Annotated in this window: 19 protein-coding genes and 7 tRNA genes; 13 read left to right on the plus strand and 13 right to left on the minus strand. The window is 35.3% G+C overall.

The genetic code is table 11. The annotated features are described in order from the left end of the window. Nucleotides 1-5: 5 nt before the first annotated feature. The 4 genes from HGP29_RS18805 to HGP29_RS18820 all read right to left on the minus strand — a co-directional run bounded on the left by HGP29_RS18805 (nt 6) and on the right by HGP29_RS18820 (nt 3,763). Nucleotides 6-1,280, minus strand: coding sequence for a TolC family protein (locus HGP29_RS18805; protein WP_168883957.1), 1,275 nt, complete (start codon nt 1,278-1,280; stop codon nt 6-8). Between the two features lie 198 nt (nt 1,281-1,478). After that, complete coding sequence (locus HGP29_RS18810; RefSeq protein ID WP_168883958.1) at nt 1,479-1,865, minus strand: hypothetical protein; 387 nt, start codon at nt 1,863-1,865, stop codon at nt 1,479-1,481. A 139-nt stretch (nt 1,866-2,004) separates the two neighbouring features. Beyond that, nucleotides 2,005-2,802 carry a class I SAM-dependent methyltransferase gene (locus HGP29_RS18815; protein WP_168883959.1) on the minus strand — a complete coding sequence of 266 codons (798 nt, stop codon included), beginning with the start codon at nt 2,800-2,802 and terminating at the stop codon, nt 2,005-2,007. Nucleotides 2,803-2,824: 22 nt separating this feature from the next. Beyond that, complete coding sequence (locus tag HGP29_RS18820; RefSeq protein WP_168883960.1) at nt 2,825-3,763, minus strand: NAD(P)-dependent oxidoreductase; 939 nt, start codon at nt 3,761-3,763, stop codon at nt 2,825-2,827. Between the two features lie 166 nt (nt 3,764-3,929). On the opposite strand from HGP29_RS18820, the gene HGP29_RS18825 reads away from it, so the two are divergent. The 4 genes from HGP29_RS18825 (at nt 3,930) to HGP29_RS18840 (ending at nt 9,149) form a co-directional block, all read left to right on the plus strand. Continuing rightward, the gene (locus tag HGP29_RS18825; protein WP_168883961.1) at nt 3,930-6,323 is read left to right on the plus strand and encodes a glycoside hydrolase family 31 protein; all 2,394 of its coding nucleotides are present in this window, start codon (nt 3,930-3,932) and stop codon (nt 6,321-6,323) included. 164 nt (nt 6,324-6,487) lie between these two features. Next, a complete protein-coding gene (locus tag HGP29_RS18830) occupies nt 6,488-6,727 on the plus strand; it encodes a hypothetical protein (protein ID WP_211093332.1) in 240 nt (79 codons plus the stop codon). A 90-nt stretch (nt 6,728-6,817) separates the two neighbouring features. Beyond that, nucleotides 6,818-7,894 (plus strand): DUF1573 domain-containing protein, encoded by a 1,077-nt coding sequence (locus HGP29_RS18835; RefSeq protein ID WP_168883963.1) that lies wholly within the window; start codon nt 6,818-6,820, stop codon nt 7,892-7,894. A gap of 112 nt (nt 7,895-8,006) precedes the next feature. Continuing rightward, nucleotides 8,007-9,149: a hypothetical protein gene (locus HGP29_RS18840; RefSeq protein WP_168883964.1), complete on the plus strand. Its 1,143-nt coding sequence runs from the start codon at nt 8,007-8,009 to the stop codon at nt 9,147-9,149. 71 nt (nt 9,150-9,220) lie between these two features. On the opposite strand, the gene rplL is transcribed toward HGP29_RS18840, so the two are convergent. From rplL to HGP29_RS18875, 7 genes are all read right to left on the minus strand, one after another. After that, nucleotides 9,221-9,598, minus strand: coding sequence for a 50S ribosomal protein L7/L12 (gene rplL, locus HGP29_RS18845; protein WP_168883965.1), 378 nt, complete (start codon nt 9,596-9,598; stop codon nt 9,221-9,223). A 113-nt stretch (nt 9,599-9,711) separates the two neighbouring features. Beyond that, nucleotides 9,712-10,257, minus strand: a complete 546-nt coding sequence (rplJ, locus tag HGP29_RS18850; RefSeq protein ID WP_168883966.1) for a 50S ribosomal protein L10 — start codon at nt 10,255-10,257, stop codon at nt 9,712-9,714. A 2-nt stretch (nt 10,258-10,259) separates the two neighbouring features. Beyond that, a complete protein-coding gene (gene rplA / locus HGP29_RS18855) occupies nt 10,260-10,952 on the minus strand; it encodes a 50S ribosomal protein L1 (protein ID WP_211093333.1) in 693 nt (230 codons plus the stop codon). Between the two features lie 27 nt (nt 10,953-10,979). After that, nucleotides 10,980-11,423 (minus strand): 50S ribosomal protein L11, encoded by a 444-nt coding sequence (gene rplK, locus HGP29_RS18860; protein WP_168883967.1) that lies wholly within the window; start codon nt 11,421-11,423, stop codon nt 10,980-10,982. A 1-nt stretch (nt 11,424) separates the two neighbouring features. Further along, complete coding sequence (gene nusG / locus HGP29_RS18865; RefSeq protein ID WP_168883968.1) at nt 11,425-11,997, minus strand: transcription termination/antitermination protein NusG; 573 nt, start codon at nt 11,995-11,997, stop codon at nt 11,425-11,427. 62 nt (nt 11,998-12,059) lie between these two features. After that, nucleotides 12,060-12,251 carry a preprotein translocase subunit SecE gene (gene secE / locus HGP29_RS18870; protein ID WP_168883969.1) on the minus strand — a complete coding sequence of 64 codons (192 nt, stop codon included), beginning with the start codon at nt 12,249-12,251 and terminating at the stop codon, nt 12,060-12,062. Nucleotides 12,252-12,365: 114 nt separating this feature from the next. Beyond that, nucleotides 12,366-12,438: transfer RNA gene (locus HGP29_RS18875), tRNA-Trp, on the minus strand. 220 nt (nt 12,439-12,658) lie between these two features. Here HGP29_RS18875 and HGP29_RS18880 point away from each other — a divergent pair. From HGP29_RS18880 to HGP29_RS18900, 5 genes are all read left to right on the plus strand, one after another. Continuing rightward, a complete protein-coding gene (locus HGP29_RS18880; protein WP_168883970.1) occupies nt 12,659-13,261 on the plus strand; it encodes a hypothetical protein in 603 nt (200 codons plus the stop codon). Nucleotides 13,262-13,430: 169 nt separating this feature from the next. Continuing rightward, nucleotides 13,431-13,511, plus strand: a tRNA-Tyr gene (locus tag HGP29_RS18885). A 20-nt stretch (nt 13,512-13,531) separates the two neighbouring features. Then, a tRNA-Tyr gene (locus tag HGP29_RS18890) sits at nt 13,532-13,612 on the plus strand. A gap of 13 nt (nt 13,613-13,625) precedes the next feature. Next, nucleotides 13,626-13,698 (plus strand) — tRNA-Gly (locus tag HGP29_RS18895). A 181-nt stretch (nt 13,699-13,879) separates the two neighbouring features. Continuing rightward, nucleotides 13,880-13,952: transfer RNA gene (locus HGP29_RS18900), tRNA-Gly, on the plus strand. A gap of 115 nt (nt 13,953-14,067) precedes the next feature. On the opposite strand, the gene HGP29_RS18905 is transcribed toward HGP29_RS18900, so the two are convergent. Next, on the minus strand, nt 14,068-14,979 hold the full coding sequence (locus tag HGP29_RS18905) for a DUF368 domain-containing protein (RefSeq protein WP_168883971.1): 912 nt from the start codon (nt 14,977-14,979) through the stop codon (nt 14,068-14,070). A 56-nt stretch (nt 14,980-15,035) separates the two neighbouring features. On the opposite strand from HGP29_RS18905, the gene HGP29_RS18910 reads away from it, so the two are divergent. The 4 genes from HGP29_RS18910 to tuf all read left to right on the plus strand — a co-directional run bounded on the left by HGP29_RS18910 (nt 15,036) and on the right by tuf (nt 17,815). Beyond that, complete coding sequence (locus tag HGP29_RS18910; RefSeq protein WP_168883972.1) at nt 15,036-15,950, plus strand: Ppx/GppA phosphatase family protein; 915 nt, start codon at nt 15,036-15,038, stop codon at nt 15,948-15,950. A gap of 335 nt (nt 15,951-16,285) precedes the next feature. Further along, nucleotides 16,286-16,366 (plus strand) — tRNA-Tyr (locus tag HGP29_RS18915). Nucleotides 16,367-16,500: 134 nt separating this feature from the next. Further along, nucleotides 16,501-16,572 (plus strand) — tRNA-Thr (locus tag HGP29_RS18920). Between the two features lie 64 nt (nt 16,573-16,636). Continuing rightward, complete coding sequence (gene tuf, locus HGP29_RS18925; protein WP_168883973.1) at nt 16,637-17,815, plus strand: elongation factor Tu; 1,179 nt, start codon at nt 16,637-16,639, stop codon at nt 17,813-17,815. Between the two features lie 328 nt (nt 17,816-18,143). Here tuf and uvrB read toward each other — a convergent pair whose 3' ends face one another. Beyond that, the gene (gene uvrB / locus HGP29_RS18930) at nt 18,144-20,174 is read right to left on the minus strand and encodes an excinuclease ABC subunit UvrB (protein WP_168883974.1); all 2,031 of its coding nucleotides are present in this window, start codon (nt 20,172-20,174) and stop codon (nt 18,144-18,146) included. Nucleotides 20,175-20,799 lie beyond the last annotated feature (625 nt).

Here is a 20,799-nt window from a genome sequence, read left to right on the forward strand (position 1 = left end):
AATGATTATTGGATAGGATAGATGTCTTTGCCCACTGTGTAGTTTACATTCTCTTGGGCATTGAATAAGGACATTTCAGTATCAAACCATTGTCCTAAATTGTCTCTGTAGCTTTCAAAAAAGTCAATAAATTCGAGTAAGCTCAATTGTTTGCTTTGGTAACTTCTAGTTACAGAATTCATCACTTCTTTCATTTCTGAAGAAAGTTCTGGATCCAATTGTTCATACAATGTTCTTACTTGATTTAACTTTTGAGCTGCAGTATAAACATCAATAGTTAACTGCTTTTCTGCTTCATTTAGCTTTACTTGTTGTTGCTCTTGCTCTATTCTTGCAGCTTGAATGCCACCTTTATTTCTATCCCATACAGGAAGATCAAAAGCAATTTGTAAAGCCCAATAATCACTTTGGTGAGCACCCCTTCTGTCGTACATTGTTCCGATATGAAGGTCTGGTACTGCTTCGGCTTTAGCTAACGCAAGACTTTCGGCAGATTGATTCAATCGAATATTTTCAATTTTAAAATCTACTCGATGATCCTGCGCTAACGTCGACCAAAGTTCTGGGTTTGGTGTAGAATCATTCGGTTGGATTGTTGGTATAATAATGTCTAAAGAAACATTTGGCTGAACATTGAGTAACATTTTAATGTGAGCTTCAATATCAGCGGACTCTTGGACAATATCTAGCCACCCTTTTCTGGCATCTAGTAACAAGGCTTTTAATCGAACTAATTCTGCTCTTGCTACATTACCTTTTTCAGCTTGTTCTTTGTAGACTTCAACTAATTTCTCAACAGGCTCGATAGCGATTAAATAACTATCTGCTTTTTGTTGGGCATAATGAAGCTCTACTAACTCTGTTCGTAATTCCGAACGAAGTTCTCTGAGTGTATTGTAAAACTCATATTCTGTAATTTCGGCTTCTATTTTTGCTATGTTGGTACGCTTTCTTCTTTTTCCAGCGGTTTCAATCATTTGAGAGATATCAACAACCCTTTGAGCATCTGTATCAGTTCTAAACCAGATATTGTCTTGGTTGTCATACATGGCGATTTCAATTCCTACTTCAGGATTTGGCCATGCTTTAGCCTGAATAATTTCGGCTTTAGAAATTTCGATGTTTTGTTTTTCAGCAATTAACTGTAGGTTGTTTTCTAAGAATATTTCCTCTGCCTGAGGAATCGTTAATTGCATTGATAATGTATTTTCCCCGTTATCTTGAGCGACTACAACAATGTATAGGAACGTCAAGATTACTCCAAAAATGAACTTTTTCATGAACGTTAGAGTAAGGAGCTAAGGTATAGTTACTAAGAATCGTAGTCTATTATAAAACAGACTTATCCTAATAAGAATCCATAACTCGATTGGATAGATTATTTTAGTATAGGAGATAATCAACCGTCAGAATAGACGGTCCATAAAGATGAAATATGAGTAACGAAAATATAATCGAACTATATTTCAAGAAACGTTCTAAGCCACTTTTGGTGGAGGGGTATCAATAGAATAGGAAGGATTTGTGTAGAATAACGGACGAGAAATAGGGAGTGCTTCATCCGTAGGTAAATCAATAGGGTCTACTTCTGGTGCAGGAGCAACCAAAGGAGTAGAATTCATAAACCATGTAATATTGATTGTACCAACTACTGTTTGATGTTCGTCGTCCATAGGGTTATCTGGGAGAGCTCCCTCTGCATCAAAAAACATTAATGACACAAGTTCGACGATACTTTCAATTTCGTTATCAAGATCATTAGGCAATTGACTGTCATTTACGTTTACACTGACATTAAGTAAGTGAAACGTCATCAGCATACAAATGCTTTGTAAAATGATGCTATGTGACAGAAATTTCTTCATTGTTTGATTTGAAACGAAATGCTTCTTATACATACAATCTTACGGAAGAAACACTATTAAGGTCAATACAATTAACAGCTGTTTAAAAAAAACTCCTCGAAATCAATGAGTAACATTGTTTACAAGGAGTCTTGTTTACTTATTTTTGAAATTTCACTTCTAATAAGTAAGGTATATTGACTTTAACATCTTTAAAAACAAACTCATCTTCAGCTCTTTCTATCATGTTATCAAAGCAATTATAAGTTTGGTAATCATGCTCTCTAAATTTTGTCATGGAGAGTCCTTTCTTCATTAAAGAATTGATGATTTCATCTACAGAATGTACCCAGAAGTATTCCGTTAACTCCATAGGAGTATCATCAGCATAACTTGATGTCACTGTTTCTTTGTAAACTCCTTTATTGTAGTAGTGATATTCAGGTGTAAAGCGATCCCAATCTAATGTATAGATGTATGGATGCATTTCTACCATATAAAACTCACCACCCTTTTTTAAGTATGAAGCAATTATATCTGCCCATGCGGTAAGATCTGGTAACCAACAAATTGCACCATATGAGACAAACACTAGATCAAACTGTTCTTCAGCTGGTAAGTGTTTTTTAATATCGTATAGGTTGGCAGTGATAAATTTAGCATTTAACCCTAGCTGTTCGTTTAAATCTTCAGCTTTTTCAATAGCAGTGTCTGAGATGTCTAATGCTGTAACATCAGCACCCATTCTAGCCATAGAAAGTGAGTCCAAGCCAAAATGACATTGAAGGTGAAGGACTTTTTTACCTTCTAGGTTCTTTAATTCAGTTAGTTCAACCTTTTTTAATGAAGTATCACCAGAAATAAAGCCAGGTACATCATACATTTTTGATGCAACATGACTTTCTACTCTAGCATTCCATTGCAAGCGGTTGGCTTCAAATTCTTCTTGGAAGTTCATGTGTTTAAATAATTAATTTGAATTATAGTGTTTTTAATAAGTTCACTATTTTTCGCCCTAATACAAGACTAATTTTTTCATAAGATTCAAAAGACCATCCCCCAACATGTGGAGTAAATAGTACTCTCTCGTCGTTTGTGATTTTTGTGAAGATACGTTCTTGCTCTTTTGTTAGGGTATGTAGTTTTTCATTTTCAAGTACATCTAGTCCAGCAGCAAGGATCTTTCCATTATCTAATCCCCATTCTATAGTTGAGAAAGGAATCACTTCACCTCTTGCTAAATTGAGTAAGTAGATAGGTTTCTTAAAGCCGTTTAAATACTCTTGAGAGACCAAATGCTTATTGTCAACATTTAATGGAATATGAAAACTAAGAACATCTGCTCTTTCTTGAATTTCTTCTAAACTTGCTTCTTGGGCATACTCATCTCCATATCCACTTTTACCGTTGTCAAATGCCAATACTTCACATCCAAAACCAGTTAATCTTTGAGCAAAAGCTCTACCCATATTACCGTACCCGATAATACCAACAGTCCTAGTAGAAAGCTCATGCCCTCTATTTTCTTCTCTTAGCCAAAGCTTCTTACGAACCTCAGCATTACCCACATGAAGGTAGTTCATTAGGCACAATAACATCGCGACTGTATGTTCACCTACAGCATCCATATTACCCTCAGGTGCATTGAGGAGAGTAATCTTTCTTCTTTGAAGATAATCTTCGTCAATTTCATCTACGCCAGCACCCGCTCTAGCAATAAACCTTAGTTTTGGTGCTAAATCTAGTAAATCGACACCTACTTTAAGTTTACTTCTTAATATTAAGCCATTGTAATCCTTAATATGATCTGCGACCTCAGAAGGTTTAATATCTGGCATGTATGTTACTTCTACACCTTTGTCTTCAAGAAGCGAAAAAATAGACTCATGTAGTTTATCTATTATAAGAACTTTTATCATCGTATCTTAATCTTGTTAGATTTATCTAAATCATCATTATAAAATTCCCAATAAGTTTATATTTGTATAAGATGATTTTCTTACTGTTAGCTAAATAATAAATTTCATATATATAATGAAAACCCCAACGAAGATAACCTTACAATTCTACTTATTTCTGTGTTTTATGATTTTTTCTTCATGGTCAATGGGGCAAAGGTCATTCAAAAGCTACCAATTAAATGGACAGAACCTAGAAATAACAACTTCTGACGGTAAAGTTGTTTTAAGACCTTTTGATCGTCAAATAATAGAGACACAGTTTTATCCTAATGGTGTGGATGTATTGCCATTATCTGAAGCAGTGATTATGGCTCCGAATAAAGTAGAAGTGTCTGCAAAAGATAATGGAACAAGCATATCTTTTCAATTGGAAGATGGGATAAAGGCAGAAATAAAGAAAAAGCCTTTCCATATAAGTTACTTCTACAACCAAGAAAAAATTCTGTCAGAGTCAAAAGGATATTTTGATGCTGATACTTTAAAAGGATTCAAGTTTGAAATTCAGGAAGATGAAGCTTTGTATGGTGGAGGTGAAAGAGCGTTGGATTTAGATCGAAGAGGACATCGTTTACCATTGTATAACAGAGCACATTATGCCAATGAAGAGTTTGCTATTCAGATGAATTATGGAATGCCTTTAATTATTTCATCAAAGAAATATGCATTACTCTATGACAACGCACCTATTGGATTTATTGATGTTGGTGAAAGAAAAAGTAATGAACTATCGTTCGAAACGATTGGAGGAAGGTCAAGTTATGTTGTTGTGGCAGGCAGTGATTTTAAAGATTTACTCTATCAATTTACAACCTTAACGGGTAGACAACCATTACCACCAAGATGGATGTTTGGCAATTTCTCTTCTCGATTTGGTTATCATACAGAAGAGGAAGTACTATCAACTATTGCGGAGTTTAGAAAACAACAGGTTCCTGTAGATGCAATCATTTTAGATCTTTATTGGTTTGGACCTGATGTAAAAGGTTCAATGGGTACATTAGACTGGTACAAGCCAAACTTTCCCCATCCTACACAAATGATAGATTCTTTAAAGAATGAAGGAGTGAAGACGGTTTTAATAACAGAGCCATTTATTACAACAACTTCAGGAAAATGGGATGAAGCGGTAGAGAAAGGTGTATTAGCAAAAGATAAGTTTGGTAAGACATATGTATATGATTTCTTCTTTGGGGAAACGGGCTTAGTAGATGTCTTTGATCCGAAAGCTGAAGATTGGTTTTGGAATATTTATAAAGGATTAGTCGACCAAGGTGTTACTGGTTGGTGGGGAGATTTGGGAGAGCCAGAAGTTCACCCAACAGAAATAATGCATAAAACCGGCACAGCAGATGAGTTACATAATGTTTATGGTCATCAATGGGCGAAGGTAATTTATGATGGATATAAGAAAGATTTCCCTACAGAAAGACCATTTATCTTAATGCGATCAGGTTATGTTGGATCTCAACGATATGGAATGGTTCCTTGGTCTGGTGACGTGAATAGAACTTTTGGAGGTCTTACTCCACAATCACAAATTAGTATGACCATGGGTTTGAGTGGAGTTCCATATATGCATTCAGATTTAGGTGGATTTGTTAATTCAGATTTTACACAAGAAGAAGTAACAGAGCTTTATATCCGTTGGCTAGAGTATGGAGTATTCCAGCCTGTATATAGACCACATGCGCAAGAAGCAATTCCATCTGAAGTAATTTTTTATAAAGGAGAAGCACATGATATCGTAAAAAAATACATTGAGTATAGATACAAGATGTTGCCTTACAATTATACCTTGGCCTATGAAAATGCTAAAACTGGGATTCCTCTATTAAGGCCATTATTTATGGAAGAAACAGATAACCCAGAATTGAAAAATATCTCTGATACCTACATGTGGGGCGATGCTTATGTAGTAGCTCCAATAACAAAGAAAGGACAAAGAAATAGAAAACTATACCTTCCTAAAGGAAATAACTGGTATCACTTATGGACAGGAAAACCCTTCAAAGGAGGAGAGTGGGTGACAGTTGATGCTCCTTTAGACCAACTACCAGTATTTGTAAAAGGAGGAAGTATTATTCCTTTAGCCTCAAAGAACCTTCAAACTACAGAAGATTACCATGGTGAAGAGATTACCTTACAAATTTGGAGAGATAATTCTGTAGCGACTACCTCAAGAACAATTTATGATGATGATGGTATCACATCTGGAAATATAGAGAATAAAAACTTCCAATTAATTGATGTGTTGTCTGAAGTATCAAAGAAAGGTATGACAGTGTCTTTAGCCTTATCTGGTAATTATAGTGGAGCACCAAAAACTAGAGAGATAACATTAGAAATACACAATGTTGATCATTATCCTAAATCAGTAGGTATTGGTAAGAAAAAGCAACCTACAGAAAATTGTGATATGGGATACGATAAGAAAAACAAAGTATTGTATGTCACCATTCACTGGGACGGAACAGATCAAAAAGTGTATATCATTGATGGTAAAGTGAAAAAGAAATAAACATATTTAAATGAGTAATTAATATTGTTTATCCTGAAATCGATTTTCAGTTTTTTAACCAAATAAGCATTATCAAACTCAACGGATCCCCATTGTTATTAGTTGAATAGAATACTATTATCATTTTAATTTCAACAACAATGGGGATCTTATTTATTTATCTTATGATTATTAATATCATAGGAGTAACAGTCGTACTGTTAGATTATTATCACGTAATTCCAAGAGTACCATCTTTAGTACTTCACCTTTTGGAGTTGATGGGAGGAGTTATTATGATGTTGCCCGTTTTATTTATTCTAAAACATAATAGAGTATTTAGAGAAAGCTACTATTTAGTCAGCTTTTGGACGCTAACAATTTGGTTTTTTATTAGCTATATCAAATTCGAATTTCTAGGTTAAATTATATTGTTAGTTTATTCGATTTATCTTCATCATATACATAATAAAAGAGTATATTTGAACTTCTAAATGCTCAAGATTCCCCATAAAATGATCAAGAAGTTTTTAATTCTCTTTTTGTACTTAGCCTTTTTTACAGCACTAACATCAAGTGCACAAAATTCCCTAAAGTTCAATCAAGACAGTGTTTTTCTAGGTAAGTTATCTTATGCTCAAGATACGATAGAACATACATTTCCTTTTAGTGTAGTAAGTGCCTCCGAAATCAAAATTGATACTGTTGTTTCGGATTGTGCTTGTCTTGAGGCTATTTATCCTACAAATAGTCTGTCATCTGGAGCTTCAGGTGAAATCACTGTGAGGTATTTGCCATATAAAGCAGGCCCTTTTTCAAAAACGATAAGTATAAAAATTGTAGGGAAATCCACTGAACAAGAAATCAAGTTGGCAGGGTTTATCAGGCCTTACAAACTGAATGCTGAACAGATGTACCCGTACGAAAATAATGGGATTAGATGGGCTCATAAGAAAGTGAGTTTTGGTATTCTAACAGCGCAAGGGATTGCATCTAAAACGGTATACTTTTATAATAACACAGAAGACACTTTAAGATTTGAGAAGCCTGCTCTTTTACCAGATTATCTTGGTATTTTAATTGATAGTTCTAGATATACTGTTCCTCCACAATCAGAAGGCTCATTTGAGTTGTTTATCAAACCAGAGGATAGAGAAGAATATGGTTATGCTCAAGATACCTTTTCTATTCTTTTAACCAATGGAGATCAAGATATTGAAAGTAACTGTGTCGTTTCAGCCTCTATTCATTTTCCAGAGTCTCAAGGTGACGGACCTAAACCAAAAATGGGTTTATCTAGTACATATATGAATTTGGGTAATGTGAAAAATGATGGGAAGAAAATTGTGACTCTTTCTGTGATGAACACTGGAAAAGTGCCCCTCAAGATATTAAAAGTAGAAGCGAATCATGGTTTAGAATTACTCAGTATTGAAGACGAAGAAGTACAACCATTTGAAACATCCAATATTAATATTCGATACTTAGAAACAGCAAGAACAGGAAAAGAGGTGAGGTCATTCACTTTGTTTACCAATGATCCAACAGATCCAGTGACGATTATTACGGTTAAAGCGAACGTAGTAAAATAAGTACCATACTATCTAGTGGTACACATAGAAAGTCGGTTCATATTATAAAATGAGCCGACTTTTTTTTATTCCTTTTATAGTTTGTGAGAGTGAAATGAAAATGAGACAGACTATGAAATGTATTAAACTATTCTTCTTCCTCTTCCTAACTATCTTACCTATTTTTAATATTACCGCTGCTAGCTATTATCCCAATGGGGTAGTAACCATTAATTCCTATTCGGATTGGCAAAATGTAGCCAATTGGATTAATGCAGATGGCGGAACAGGGTACCCTTCTGATACAGATAAGATCATTTTATCCAATGCTAAAGAGTTAAGGTTAAACGATGATATAACCACTCATATTTTTGGGGTGTATTTGGAGTTTGAAGCAGATGGTAGGTGTTCAATTCTAGAACAAGGAAAATTGTTTGTATTGGACAATTTATTGCTTCAAAATAGTAATGTACAATTAGAAGTATATGGGTATCTAGAGATTGAAAATAACCTACAGTTGGATAATGGTAACCTACTTATTAAAAACGGTGGAGAACTGATCGTTAACAACCACTTTACAAGATCTGATATCGGTAGCGGACAAATTAGTATTGAACATGATGAATCAGCATTTAGAGTATATGGAGACTTTACTGATGATCATTATAGACCCAGTGTAACCAATAATCCAACGATAGATATTCAGGGTGCTTGCTATACCAAAGCTGGAGGGTTTTGTGATTTAAATTTACCAGTGGAACTAGTATCTTTTACTGCAGACGCTAATCATAAAAACATATATATAGAATGGAGTACAGCACAAGAAATTAATAATGACTTCTTTATTCTACAACGATCTATTGATAAAAGAGATTGGTTTGATCTATCAAGAATAAAAGGAGCGGGTAACTCTAATCAGACTCACTATTATGAGTATATAGATGAGATAAAAAGTTTAAATAACAGTGTTTATTATAGATTACTACAAGTAGATTTTGATGGATCCACTACGGTATATGGACCATTATCAACTAGAGTAAATAATATTGAAGAGCACCTAAAGATATTAAGTAGGGAAAATAGTTATCAGGTTATTATACAAGTAGAGAGTGATGAGATGATACGATATTGTTTATTCTCTTCAACTGGAAAACAAACAATTTTTAGAGAGGTAGAATCCAATAGTTTTATAATTGAATCTAAATGTCTTTTTGAAGGGATAAATATATTATTCGTTCAGCAAGGGCATAAGATATTTTTAAAAAAGATCATGTAATAAAAAAGGGTGAAACCTTACGGAATCACCCTTTTTATTTATATCGATTAATTTAAGCGCTAAGGCTAAAATTATTTAATTTCGATTTCAGCACCTTCAGCTGCTAAAGCGTCTTTTAATGCTTCAGCCTCTTCTTTAGAGATACCTTCTTTGATTGGAGCAGGAGCAGAATCAGCTAATTCTTTAGCTTCTTTTAAACCTAAACCAGCAGCAGACTTAAGAGCCTTAACTACTTTTAATTTAGCTGAACCAGCTGATTTTAAGATCACGTCGAATTCAGTTTTTTCTTCAGCAGCAGCACCACCTTCAGCACCACCTGCAACCATTACTGGAGCAGCAGCAGCAGCTGGCTCGATACCATGCTCTTCTTTCAAGATCTCAGCAAGTTCTTGTACTTCCTTTACTGTTAAGTTAACTAACTCTTCTGCGAATTTTTTCAAATCTGCCATTTTTGTAAAATTAAAATGTGTTTTTTAAAATAATGTTACGATATATATATGGAAGCAACTAGGCGTAACTTTCAAATGCCATGTTGCAAGAGGTTTTTTTAGAAAGGGCTATATTACTCTCCTTTCTCCTCAAGCGTTTTCAACAAGCCAGATAATGTTTGACCTGATGATTGTAATGCTGAAACAACGTTCTTAGCAGGAGATTGTAACAATCCTAAGACGTCACCAATAAGTTCTGCTTTTGATTTTACCGCTGTTAAAGCTTCTAAGTGTTGTTCACCTACGTATAATCCACCGTCAATTGAAGCTGCCTTCAATGCAGGAATTTTACGGTCTTTAGGCATACCCGCTTGGAAGTCTTTTAAAACTTTCGCTGGAGCTGCACCCGACTCTGGTGAAAACAAGATACCTGACATGCCTTTTAAAGCTGAACCTTTCAATTCAGAATAATCAACATCAGTATCTAATTTGTCAAGAGCTTTCGCAATTAGCGTGTTCTTGACTACTTGATATTTAATACCCTTTGCAAAGCAAGCCTTACGGAAGCCGTTTACTTCATCAACAGTCATAGTAGCACTGTTTACAATGTAGAAGTAATCACAAGCTGCCAATTGTTGGCTTAACTCTTCAACGAGTTGTACTTTCTGATCTTTTGTCATAATTAGCTATCGATTGAACTCTTGTCAACTTTGATACCAGGACCCATAGTTGTAGAGATCGTTACGCTCTTAAAATATGTACCTTTAGCTGAAGAAGGCTTCAATTTAGATAAAGTTGAGATCAACTCAGCTGCATTGTCTTTCAACTGCTCAGCAGAGAATGATGCTTTACCTACTGAAGTATGAATGATACCAGTTTTGTCAACTTTAAAGTCGATTTTACCAGCTTTCACTTCTTTTACAGCTTTACCAACTTCTAATGTTACAGTACCCGCTTTAGGGTTTGGCATTAGACCACGAGGACCTAAAACTCTACCTAAACGACCTACTTTAGCCATTACTGTTGGCATAGTGATGATTACGTCGATATCAGTCCATCCACCTTCGATTTTCTTGATGAATTCGTCTAAACCTGCGTAGTCAGCACCTGCTGCTTTTGCTTCTTCTTCTTTGTCTGGAGTAACTAGAGCAAGAACTCTTACTTCTTTACCAACACCGTGAGGTAATGAAACCACACCACGAACCATTTGGTCAGCTTTACGTGGATCTACACCTAAACGGATGTCAACATCTACTGAAGCATCGAACTTCTCGAAAGAAATTTCTTTCACAAGTTCAGTAGCTTTCTCTAGCGTGTATTCTTGAGTTCTATCGTATTTTGATAGAGCCTCTTTCATTTTCTTTGATACTGCCATGATTAAAAACTAATTTACTTGTAGAAATTAAGCCTCCCAAGGAGCTGTTCCCTCTACTGTGATACCCATGCTACGAGCTGTACCCGCAACCATTTTCATACCTGATTCAACTGTAGAACAGTTTAAGTCTGGTAATTTTGTCTCTGCAATCGTTCTTAATTGATCCCAAGTAACTGACGCTACTTTCTTACGGTTAGGCTCAGAAGAACCTTTTTTAATTTTTGCCGCATCCATGATCAAATTAGCCGCTGGAGGAGTTTTAATTACGAAATCAAAAGACTTGTCTTTGAAAATTGTAATTAATACAGGCAATAATTGCCCTCCTTTGTCTTGAGTACGAGCGTTGAACTGTTTACAGAAATCCATAATGTTCAATCCCTTCGAACCTAACGCAGGACCTACTGGCGGCGACGGATTGGCTGCTCCACCTTTAATTTGAAGCTTTAGGAAACCTTCGATTTCTTTTGCCATCTTATTCTTCTTTTTCTACTTGTTTATAATCGAGTTCCACTGGCGCATTACGACCAAAGATCTTCACCATGACATTGAGTTTTTTCTTCTCTTCGAAGACTTCCTCTACGCTTCCGGAGAATCCAGAGAATGGACCATCCATAACACGTACTGTTTCGCCGACAGAGTAAGACGTGTCATGTTTAACTTCGCCTTCGTCCGACTCATCGACTTTGCCTAGGATCTGATTAATCTCTGACTCGCGCATTGGTTTTGGAAGCACTGTGGGATCCTTAGTATCCGCATTCAGAAATCCAATGACACCGGGAACACTATTAATCGTGTGTTGTACCTCACCGTTAGTTAAATCAGCTTGGACGATAACGTATCCAGGAAGTAAGTTTTTTTCAACAGCAATCTTTTTCACCTTGCCGTCTCTTTGCTTTCTTGCCTGATATACTTTTTCTGTAGGTACTATAACTTCAGTGATAAATTTTTCAAGCTTCTGATTTTCTAACTCTTTAAGTAAGTAATCTTTCACTTTCTTCTCTTGACCACTTACAGCTCTAACTACATACCATTTAAGCTCACCCATCGCTTTTTAGTTTAATCTGTTGAGGTTTCTTAACTAAATACAAATTCTTTTGTGACTGCTCCTTAGTAAGCGTTGTAGAAAAATGTTAGTGCTTCGTTGAAGCCTAAATCTACAAGACCGATTACCAATGCAAACACAACTGAAGCTACTAGCACTAAAATAGAGCTATCTTGAGCTTCTTTAAACGACAACCAAGATACGTTGTCTGTCATCTCTGTGTATGACTCTCTTAAGAATTGCATTAATTTATTCATAATTCTTTCGAATTTTGCACACAAAAAAAGTTGCCTTTGCGGTAACAACTTTGGATTGTGTAAAAGTTTATAATCAATTGAACGGCTAAATATAGTAAGTTCAATTTAAATTTGCACGGGCAGTAGGATTCGAACCCACGACCTGCGGTTTTGGAGACCGTAACTCTACCAGCTGAGCTATGCCCGTAAATCGTCTATTCTCAGTGTTTTAGATAATCACCTTGAATTTCCGAGATGCAAAGGTAGATACTTGAAATAATAAAACAAATAAGAATCTAAAAATTTTTCTTAATTCATATTAATATACAGTGAGTTAGACGATATAAATGTATATTGCAATCATTATAATAGGCCATATCACTGCTTATAGACGTATTTACTGTGCTATTTTATCATTTTATTATATAATGAGAATTTTTTTATTTTTTTCTATAATACTGTTGTACTGCCATAAAATAACAGCTCAAACATCACTTTCTGAAAGTTTAGCTTTCAATGATGGAACCTTAGAAATAAATGCTTCAGCGAAATCAGGTGAGGATTCTTTTTTCCAATTATCAAATTCGAGCTCTAATAAAACGGTCTTTTGGGAGGTGTTTAGAGAAACAGGTACCCTAAAAAGAAAGTATGAGCTGAATAGACTTCCTCAAGGGTATTATAAATTTCAGTTTGCTTTAGATGGAAAAGCAGTCTATGGAGAAGTATCTAACCTTAGTTCTGGTGTGAACATTAAGATATATGATAAAGATACTTTTTATAAGAGACCTTATTTTAATGTAACTGTAGAAGGTGACACATTAAATGTAGATGGTTATTTCGGGAAACATGCAGAGGTGACTTTATCCATAAAAAATGAAACAGAAGAAGAAGACGCCTTCAATTCTAAAGTTTCTTTAAAAGATGGAGCATTAAAAACACAATATATTCTATCCGATTTTCAAAATGGATTATATGTGATTAGAGCTAGTATGACCGATAAAACCTTTGTTAGAAATTTTAATCTAAAATAATTTCACATTTAATATTCTAACACTCAAATCGTTTACATTTCTTTAAAAAACTTTTTTGAGAAATTCTTTGCAGTTAAAAAAAAGTGCTATACATTTGCACTCGCAATCGGGACAAACGGTCACGATAAAAACAATGAAGTGTTGATTGAGTAAACAATAAAAAGCATTTGGGAAGGTTCCAGAGCGGTCAAATGGGACGGACTGTAAATCCGTTGCTTCGGCTTCGCAGGTTCGAATCCTGCCCCTCCCACTACAATGTTTACTTAATCTGGGAAGGTTCCAGAGCGGTCAAATGGGACGGACTGTAAATCCGTTGCTTCGGCTTCGCAGGTTCGAATCCTGCCCCTCCCACACAACATTGTATGCGGGTGTAGCTCAGTTGGTAGAGCGACAGCCTTCCAAGCTGTAGGTCGCGGGTTCGAGCCTCGTCACCCGCTCAAAGGATCAATCAGAAATGGTTGATCCTTTTTGCTTTTATATACTTTTTGAAAATTGAATTTTTAAAAGCAGAGTATATTTTCATCATTCATAGACAATCACTTATCAATTAAAATAAAAACAATATTCTATTTTAGTTGGAAATGTGGATCATTCAGTGTTTAATTTGTACCACAATATGCGGGTGTAGCTCAGTTGGTAGAGCGACAGCCTTCCAAGCTGTAGGTCGCGGGTTCGAGCCTCGTCACCCGCTCAAAAGGTTAATCAGAAATGGTTAACCTTTTTTGCTTTTATAAACTCCAGTAACTAATAAAAAGCATCTAAATGAATTATCCACCTAGATGCTTCTTATTATGTATAAATAATGTTTACTGCTCTTCTTTAGTAGCAAACCTTTCAATTCCCCAAACCAAAAAGAATCCAACAATGGCTAGTACTATTGCTAAGACTAGTTGGTTATCACCTTCAAAGTGTTGTGGTAAGATAGATTTTTCAACCAGAGGTTTTACAGCCCCATGTCTATCTGTGTATGTTTCTAATACTTTTTTCCAAGGCCATACTTTATTCAATGAGCCAATCATTACACCAGATAGTAAGGCAATAGTAAAGTCGTGGTATCTATTTAATAAGAAGGTTAGTACTCTCGAGAATGCAGTGATGCCAATTACTGCACCTGCCCCAAAAACTGCAATCACATCCAATTTGAAACTGCTAATAGCTTCTAAGATGTGGTTGTACTGTCCCATCAACAATAACATAAAAGAACCTGAAATTCCTGGAAGAATCATCGCACAGATTGCAATCATACCTGCTCCGAAAACGTAAATTAAACCTTCCGGGGCTTGAGATGGAGTAGCTATAGTTATATAATAAGAAAAGATAGCTCCTATAATTACAGCTACTATACTACTAATATTCCAAGCCTTAACTTGTTTGCTGACTAATAATGTAGAGGCGATAATTAATCCAAAGAAGAACGACCATAGACCAATAGGTTCATTGGCTAGTAGGTATTTCATTAGTTTGGCTAAAGAAAAAACGGCTGTTCCTATACCTATTAGTAGTGGTAGAAGAAAATTCAGATCTAGTTTTTCCCATAGTTCTTTGATCTTAAACTGAAATAAAAGTTTGATTGCATCTAGGTCAACAGCACTAATAGCATTTAATAATCTTTCATAAATTCCAGTAATAAATGCTACGGTTCCTCCTGAAACTCCAGGAACAACATCTGCAGCACCCATAGCTACTCCCTTTAAGAAGATAAAAAGTTTTTCTTTCATGAATTGAATCTTATAATTTCGGGTAAATATAAGAGAGGAAAACAAAATTATACGAAATGGCTCATATAAAAGCGTCAATTGATATGGGGACGAATACGTTTCAATTATTAATTGCAGAAGTAGAGAATAATGCGATAACAAATAAGCTGTATGCAAAAGATATTTTTGTAAGATTGGGGAAAGGAGGTATCTCCAATGGAGAGATTATACCTGAAGCACAAGAAAGAGCATTTAATGCTTTAGCTGAGTTTGATAAAGTAATTAGAAAACACAAAGCCGATTCTGTAGCTGTGGCAGCGACAAGTGCTGTACGAGTGGCAAAGAATGGAGCTCAGTTTATTCAGGATATTAGAAATAAGTTTGGGTTTGAGGTGAGTATTATTCAGGGAGCTGAAGAAGCAGAAGTCATCTATTATGGAGTCAGATCTGATGTGGCTATGAAAACTACTTCTATAATAATGGACATAGGTGGAGGTAGTGTTGAATTTATTATTTGTGATGCTCAACAAGTTTTGTGGAAGCAAAGCTTTGAGATTGGAGCACAAAGGTTATATGATATGTTTTGTAAAACAGACCCTATGGAACAATCTGCAATTGAAGATTTAAAGGAGTATGTTAATAATGAGTTGCAGAGTCTTTGGGAAGCAGTCAATACATATCAGCCAAAACAGTTGATTGGTGCTGCAGGGACATTTGAAACATTGCAAGATATTTATGGGGCAATGAATTCCATTTCTACTGATCAGGTAAAAAGTATAACTAGCTCATCTTATTCAGATATGTATACTATGTTTATCGGTTGTGATGAAGAGGCGAGATTGAAAATACCAGGCTTAATTAGACAGAGAGTAAATATGATAGTTCCAGCTTCTTCTCTGTTAAAAACTGTAGTAGATCAATTGTCTTTTGATAAAATATTCATATCTTCAGCATCGCTGAGAGAAGGTTTGTTACTGAGGAAAAATAAATAAAAACCCAAGTACAATTTGAATATCAACCATTTTAAACACGTTTAATTAATCTTAAAATGGCAAAAAAGCTGAAAATCTACAGATTAGAAAGGTTTGTTTGCATACTCTTAACAAAGATTTAAAATTAAAAGAAAAATCATTTATTTTATTGATAATCAGTGTTTTTATAGGTGTTTAAGCCTGTTTTAGGGTGTAAACTAATATATGTCATTGTAAATTATTATAGATTAATCGATCTATTTTTCAAGTAGATGTTTGAAGTTTTTGAAAATCAATTTACCTTTGCATCTCGAATAGATACGGGATGAATTTTATTAGTCTCAAATTCTATTGCTGGGAAGGTTCCAGAGCGGTCAAATGGGACGGACTGTAAATCCGTTGCTTCGGCTTCGCAGGTTCGAATCCTGCCCCTCCCACTATCAATAAAAGAAGCTGTTTTTATAATAGAAGAATTTATTGAGAAATTTTGTAGTTAGTGTTTCTTCAGATCTCTAACTGCATTTCGAGGAAAATCGAAAATCTACCTGGGTAGATTGCGGTAACAGCATAAGCTGCCGTAGCTCAGGGGTAGAGCACTTCCTTGGTAAGGAAGAGGTCGGGAGTTCAAATCTCCTCGGCAGCTCGATTTTGCTTTCAAAATCTGAAGATTGAAATCTATTAATTGTATATAATTCTTTTTAAGAAAGATGGCTAAGGAAACATTTGACCGTTCGAAACCCCATTTGAACATTGGTACAATCGGTCACGTTGACCACGGTAAAACAACTTTAACTGCGGCAATTTCATCAGTTTTAGCAAACAAAGGTCTTGCTGAGCAAAGAGATTTCTCACAAATTGACAACGCTCCAGAAGAAAAAGAACGTGGTATCACGATCAACACTTCTCACGTTGAATACCAAACTGAGAACCGTCACTATGCACACGTTGACTGTCCAGGTCACGCCGATTACGTGAAAAACATGGTAACTGGTGCTGCACAAATGGACGGTGCTATCTTAGTAGTAGCTGCTACTGATGGTGCTATGCCTCAAACTAAAGAGCACATCCTATTAGCTCGTCAGGTTGGTGTACCTAAAATCGTTGTGTTCTTGAACAAAGCGGATATGGTAGACGACGAAGAGATGCTTGAGCTAGTTGAAATGGAAGTAGCTGAAGAACTTGAGTCAAAAGGTTATGAGGACGCTGTTATCGTTCGTGGTTCTGCATTAGGTGCATTGAACGGTGAAGATAAGTGGGTAAAAACAGTTGAAGAATTAATGGAGGCTGTTGATACTGAAATTCCTCTTCCAGAGCGTGATGTAGATAAAGATTTCTTAATGCCAGTAGAGGACGTATTCTCGATCACAGGTCGTGGTACTGTAGCTACAGGTCGTATTGAGAAAGGTGTTGCTAACACAGGTGATGCTGTTGAAATCATGGGTCTTGGTGACAAATTAACATCAACTATTACTGGTGTTGAGATGTTCCGTAAGATCTTAGATAGAGGTGAAGCTGGTGACAACGTAGGTATCTTATTAAGAGGTATCGACAAAGCAGACATCAAGCGTGGTATGGTAATCTGTAAGCCAGGTTCTGTAACTCCACACAAGAAGTTTACTGCTGAGATCTACGTTCTTTCAAAAGAAGAAGGTGGTCGTCACACTCCATTCTTCAAAGGTTACAACCCTCAGTTCTACTTCCGTACAACTGACGTAACTGGTACTATCGCTCTACCTGACGGTGTTGAGATGGTAATGCCTGGTGATAACGTAACTATCACAGTTGAACTTCAAAAGGAAATCGCAATGGAGGAAGGTCTTCGTTTCGCGATCCGTGAAGGTGGACGTACAGTAGGTGCAGGTCAAGTTACTACAATCGTTGAGTAATTGATTCTCAACATTAGTTGAGCACATATATTAAGAGGTTATCTATTGCTAGATAACCTCTTTTTATTTCTAAAGGAATTTTTCCTTCTTTTCTTTCGAAAACTTCATAAAGAAGACAATCGTAAGAATCAATGATGTTAATGCGATAAAGAGCCATAACTTACTCATGAATTCTTCATTCTCTTTTGAACTTTTAATGAACCAAATAAGTCCATTGCAAGTGTTTACTAGCGTAAGAATTAGCATTCGAAAAGATGGGGTCTCTTTAAAATAGTCGATTAGTTTTTGCATGATTTGTTTTATGGTATATTGTTTTGGATGTTGTTAATTATACTTTGCTGTTTTTTACTCTTTCTAATTCAAACATGATATCTCTAAGTCTTGCTGCTTCTACAAAATCGAGATCACTAGCAGCTTTTTCCATTTCTTTTTTCACTTGAGAGATCTGTTCGTCAATATTCTTTTTGCTATTTGCTTGATAAGTTGAAGCTTCTTCTGCAGCCTTGGCAAGGTTTGCTTCTTCGGATTGATAATCTTTACTAATTGATTTTTTATCCGCTACTTGTGTTTGTTCAATAATAGCATCATGTGATTTTCTTACAGTACGTGGAGTTATTCCATGCTCTAAATTGTATTCATGTTGGATTTGACGACGCCTTTTAGTTTCACTTATGGCTTTGTTCATGGATTTCGTCATTTTATCCGCATACATGATTACTCTACCATCGGAGTTACGGGCAGCTCTACCAATTGTTTGAATTAAAGATCTCTCATTTCTTAAGAAACCTTCTTTATCCGCGTCCATAATAGCAACAAGCGAAACTTCCGGTAAGTCTAGTCCTTCTCTAAGAAGGTTGACACCTACTAGAACATCGATAATTCCTAATCGAAGTTCTCTTAAAATCTCAACACGATCTAATGGTTTGATTTCAGAATGTAAATAAGTAGACTTAATACCTATTTGATCCAAATATCTGGAGAGCTCTTCTGCCATCCTTTTAGTTAGAGTAGTAATCAAAACTCTATCACCTTTTTCTATAGTCGCTGTAACTTCTTCTAATAAATCATCAATTTGATTTAAAGTTGGTCGAACATCTATTTCAGGATCTAAAAGACCAGTTGGTCGAATAACTTGTTCAATAATTGCTCCTTCCGTCTTTAATAATTCATAATCACCTGGAGTAGCACTGACATATATACTTTGATTAACCACATTTTCAAATTCATTAAAAGTGAGTGGTCGGTTATCTAAAGCTGAAGGTAGTCTGAAACCATTGTCAACTAAGGAAATTTTTCTAGACCTATCTCCTCCCCACATGGCTCTAATTTGAGGTAAGGTCACATGGCTTTCATCAATAACCATTAAGAAATCATCTGGGAAATAATCAAGTAAGCAGAAAGGTCTTTGTCCAGGACGTCTTCTATCAAAAAAGCGAGAATAATTTTCGATACCAGAGCAGTATCCTAATTCTCGAATCATCTCAAGGTCAAACTCTGTTCGTTCCTTGATTCTTTTTGCTTCCATTGTTCGTTGATCTTTTTCAAAATATTTGATTTGATCAACGAGTTCATCTTGTATTTTGATGATAGACTCATTAATAGTATCTTTTCCTGTAACAAATAAATTAGCAGGGAAAATGGTAATAGCATCTTCTCTTGATTGCATTTTACCAGTTTCTGGGTCGATTCTTTGAATTTCTTCAATTTCATCATCCCAGTATATAATTCTATATGCAAAATCTGCATAAGCAGGGTAGATGTCTACAGTATCGCCTTTAACTCTAAAATTACCTCTATTAAATTCTATTTCATTCCTTGAATAAAGAATGTCAACAAAGTCTCTTAAAAGTTTTTGTCTTGGATATTCAATGCCGGTTCTAATTTTGAGAACATTTTTTCCAAACTCCTCTGGATTACCAATACCATATATACAAGAAACTGAGGCGACCACAATAACATCTCGTCTACCAGATAATAACGCTGAAGTACATGATAATCGAAGTTTCTCGATTTCATCGTTAATCATCAAATCTTTCTCAATGAAAGTATCTGTTGTTTGAATGTATGCTTCAGGTTGATAATAATCGTAGTAAGAGATGAAGTACTCTACAGCATTCTCAGGAAAAAACTGTTTGAATTCTCCATATAGCTGGGCTGCTAATGTTTTATTATGACTGAGTATTAGTGTTGGGCGATTCGTTTCTTTTATGACATTTGCTATGCTAAATGTCTTACCCGAACCAGTAACACCTAATAAAATTTGAGAACTTTCCCCTGTTTCTACTCCTTCAGCCAATTCTTTTATGGCCTGAGGTTGGTCTCCCATTGGAGTGAAATCAGCAACTAATTTAAAATCCATAGAGTAATTATTGTAAGAAGATAAATATACTAAATTCTATAATTTATCTTTTGGTAATTGATACTATGATTTTGTGAAATATTTATACAACTATAATACTTTGATAAATAAATGATTAATGAGGTATTATAATTTATTGATACTAATTTTTGATTAAGGGGCTTGAATTTTTCAAGTCAGTTATTACCTTTGCACTCCCTTCAAACGGAAGGCCAAATGAAAAACACTTGTAGTGAGTGCTATTCATTTCAATATTTTGCAAAGAAGAAAGCGATGTAAATTAAAATTTCAAATGAAATCAAATAAGCATTGCATATTAAATTTCTCTTCTTACCTTTGCACTCGCTTCTGAAAAGAGGCGGTTATAAAAGACTAGAACGTTAGTCTTTTTAAGTAGAGAGTGGGAGTTTAAAATCTTCACAAAGTAGTTCGAAAAAATAAAATAAAATTTTTTCAAAAAGAGTTTGGAGATTAAAATTTAGTTCTTACCTTTGCATTCGCTTCTCAAACGGAGTAGCACAAAACAAACTGATATACAGTTCATTGAGCAATGTCTCAAACGTTCTTTTAATGTATTGAAAAGTAATTACAAGATCAGCGAAAGCGGATCCATAAAAGACAATTC

Source organism: Flammeovirga agarivorans, from assembly GCF_012641475.1.
In the GTDB taxonomy this organism is placed as follows: domain Bacteria; phylum Bacteroidota; class Bacteroidia; order Cytophagales; family Flammeovirgaceae; genus Flammeovirga; species Flammeovirga agarivorans.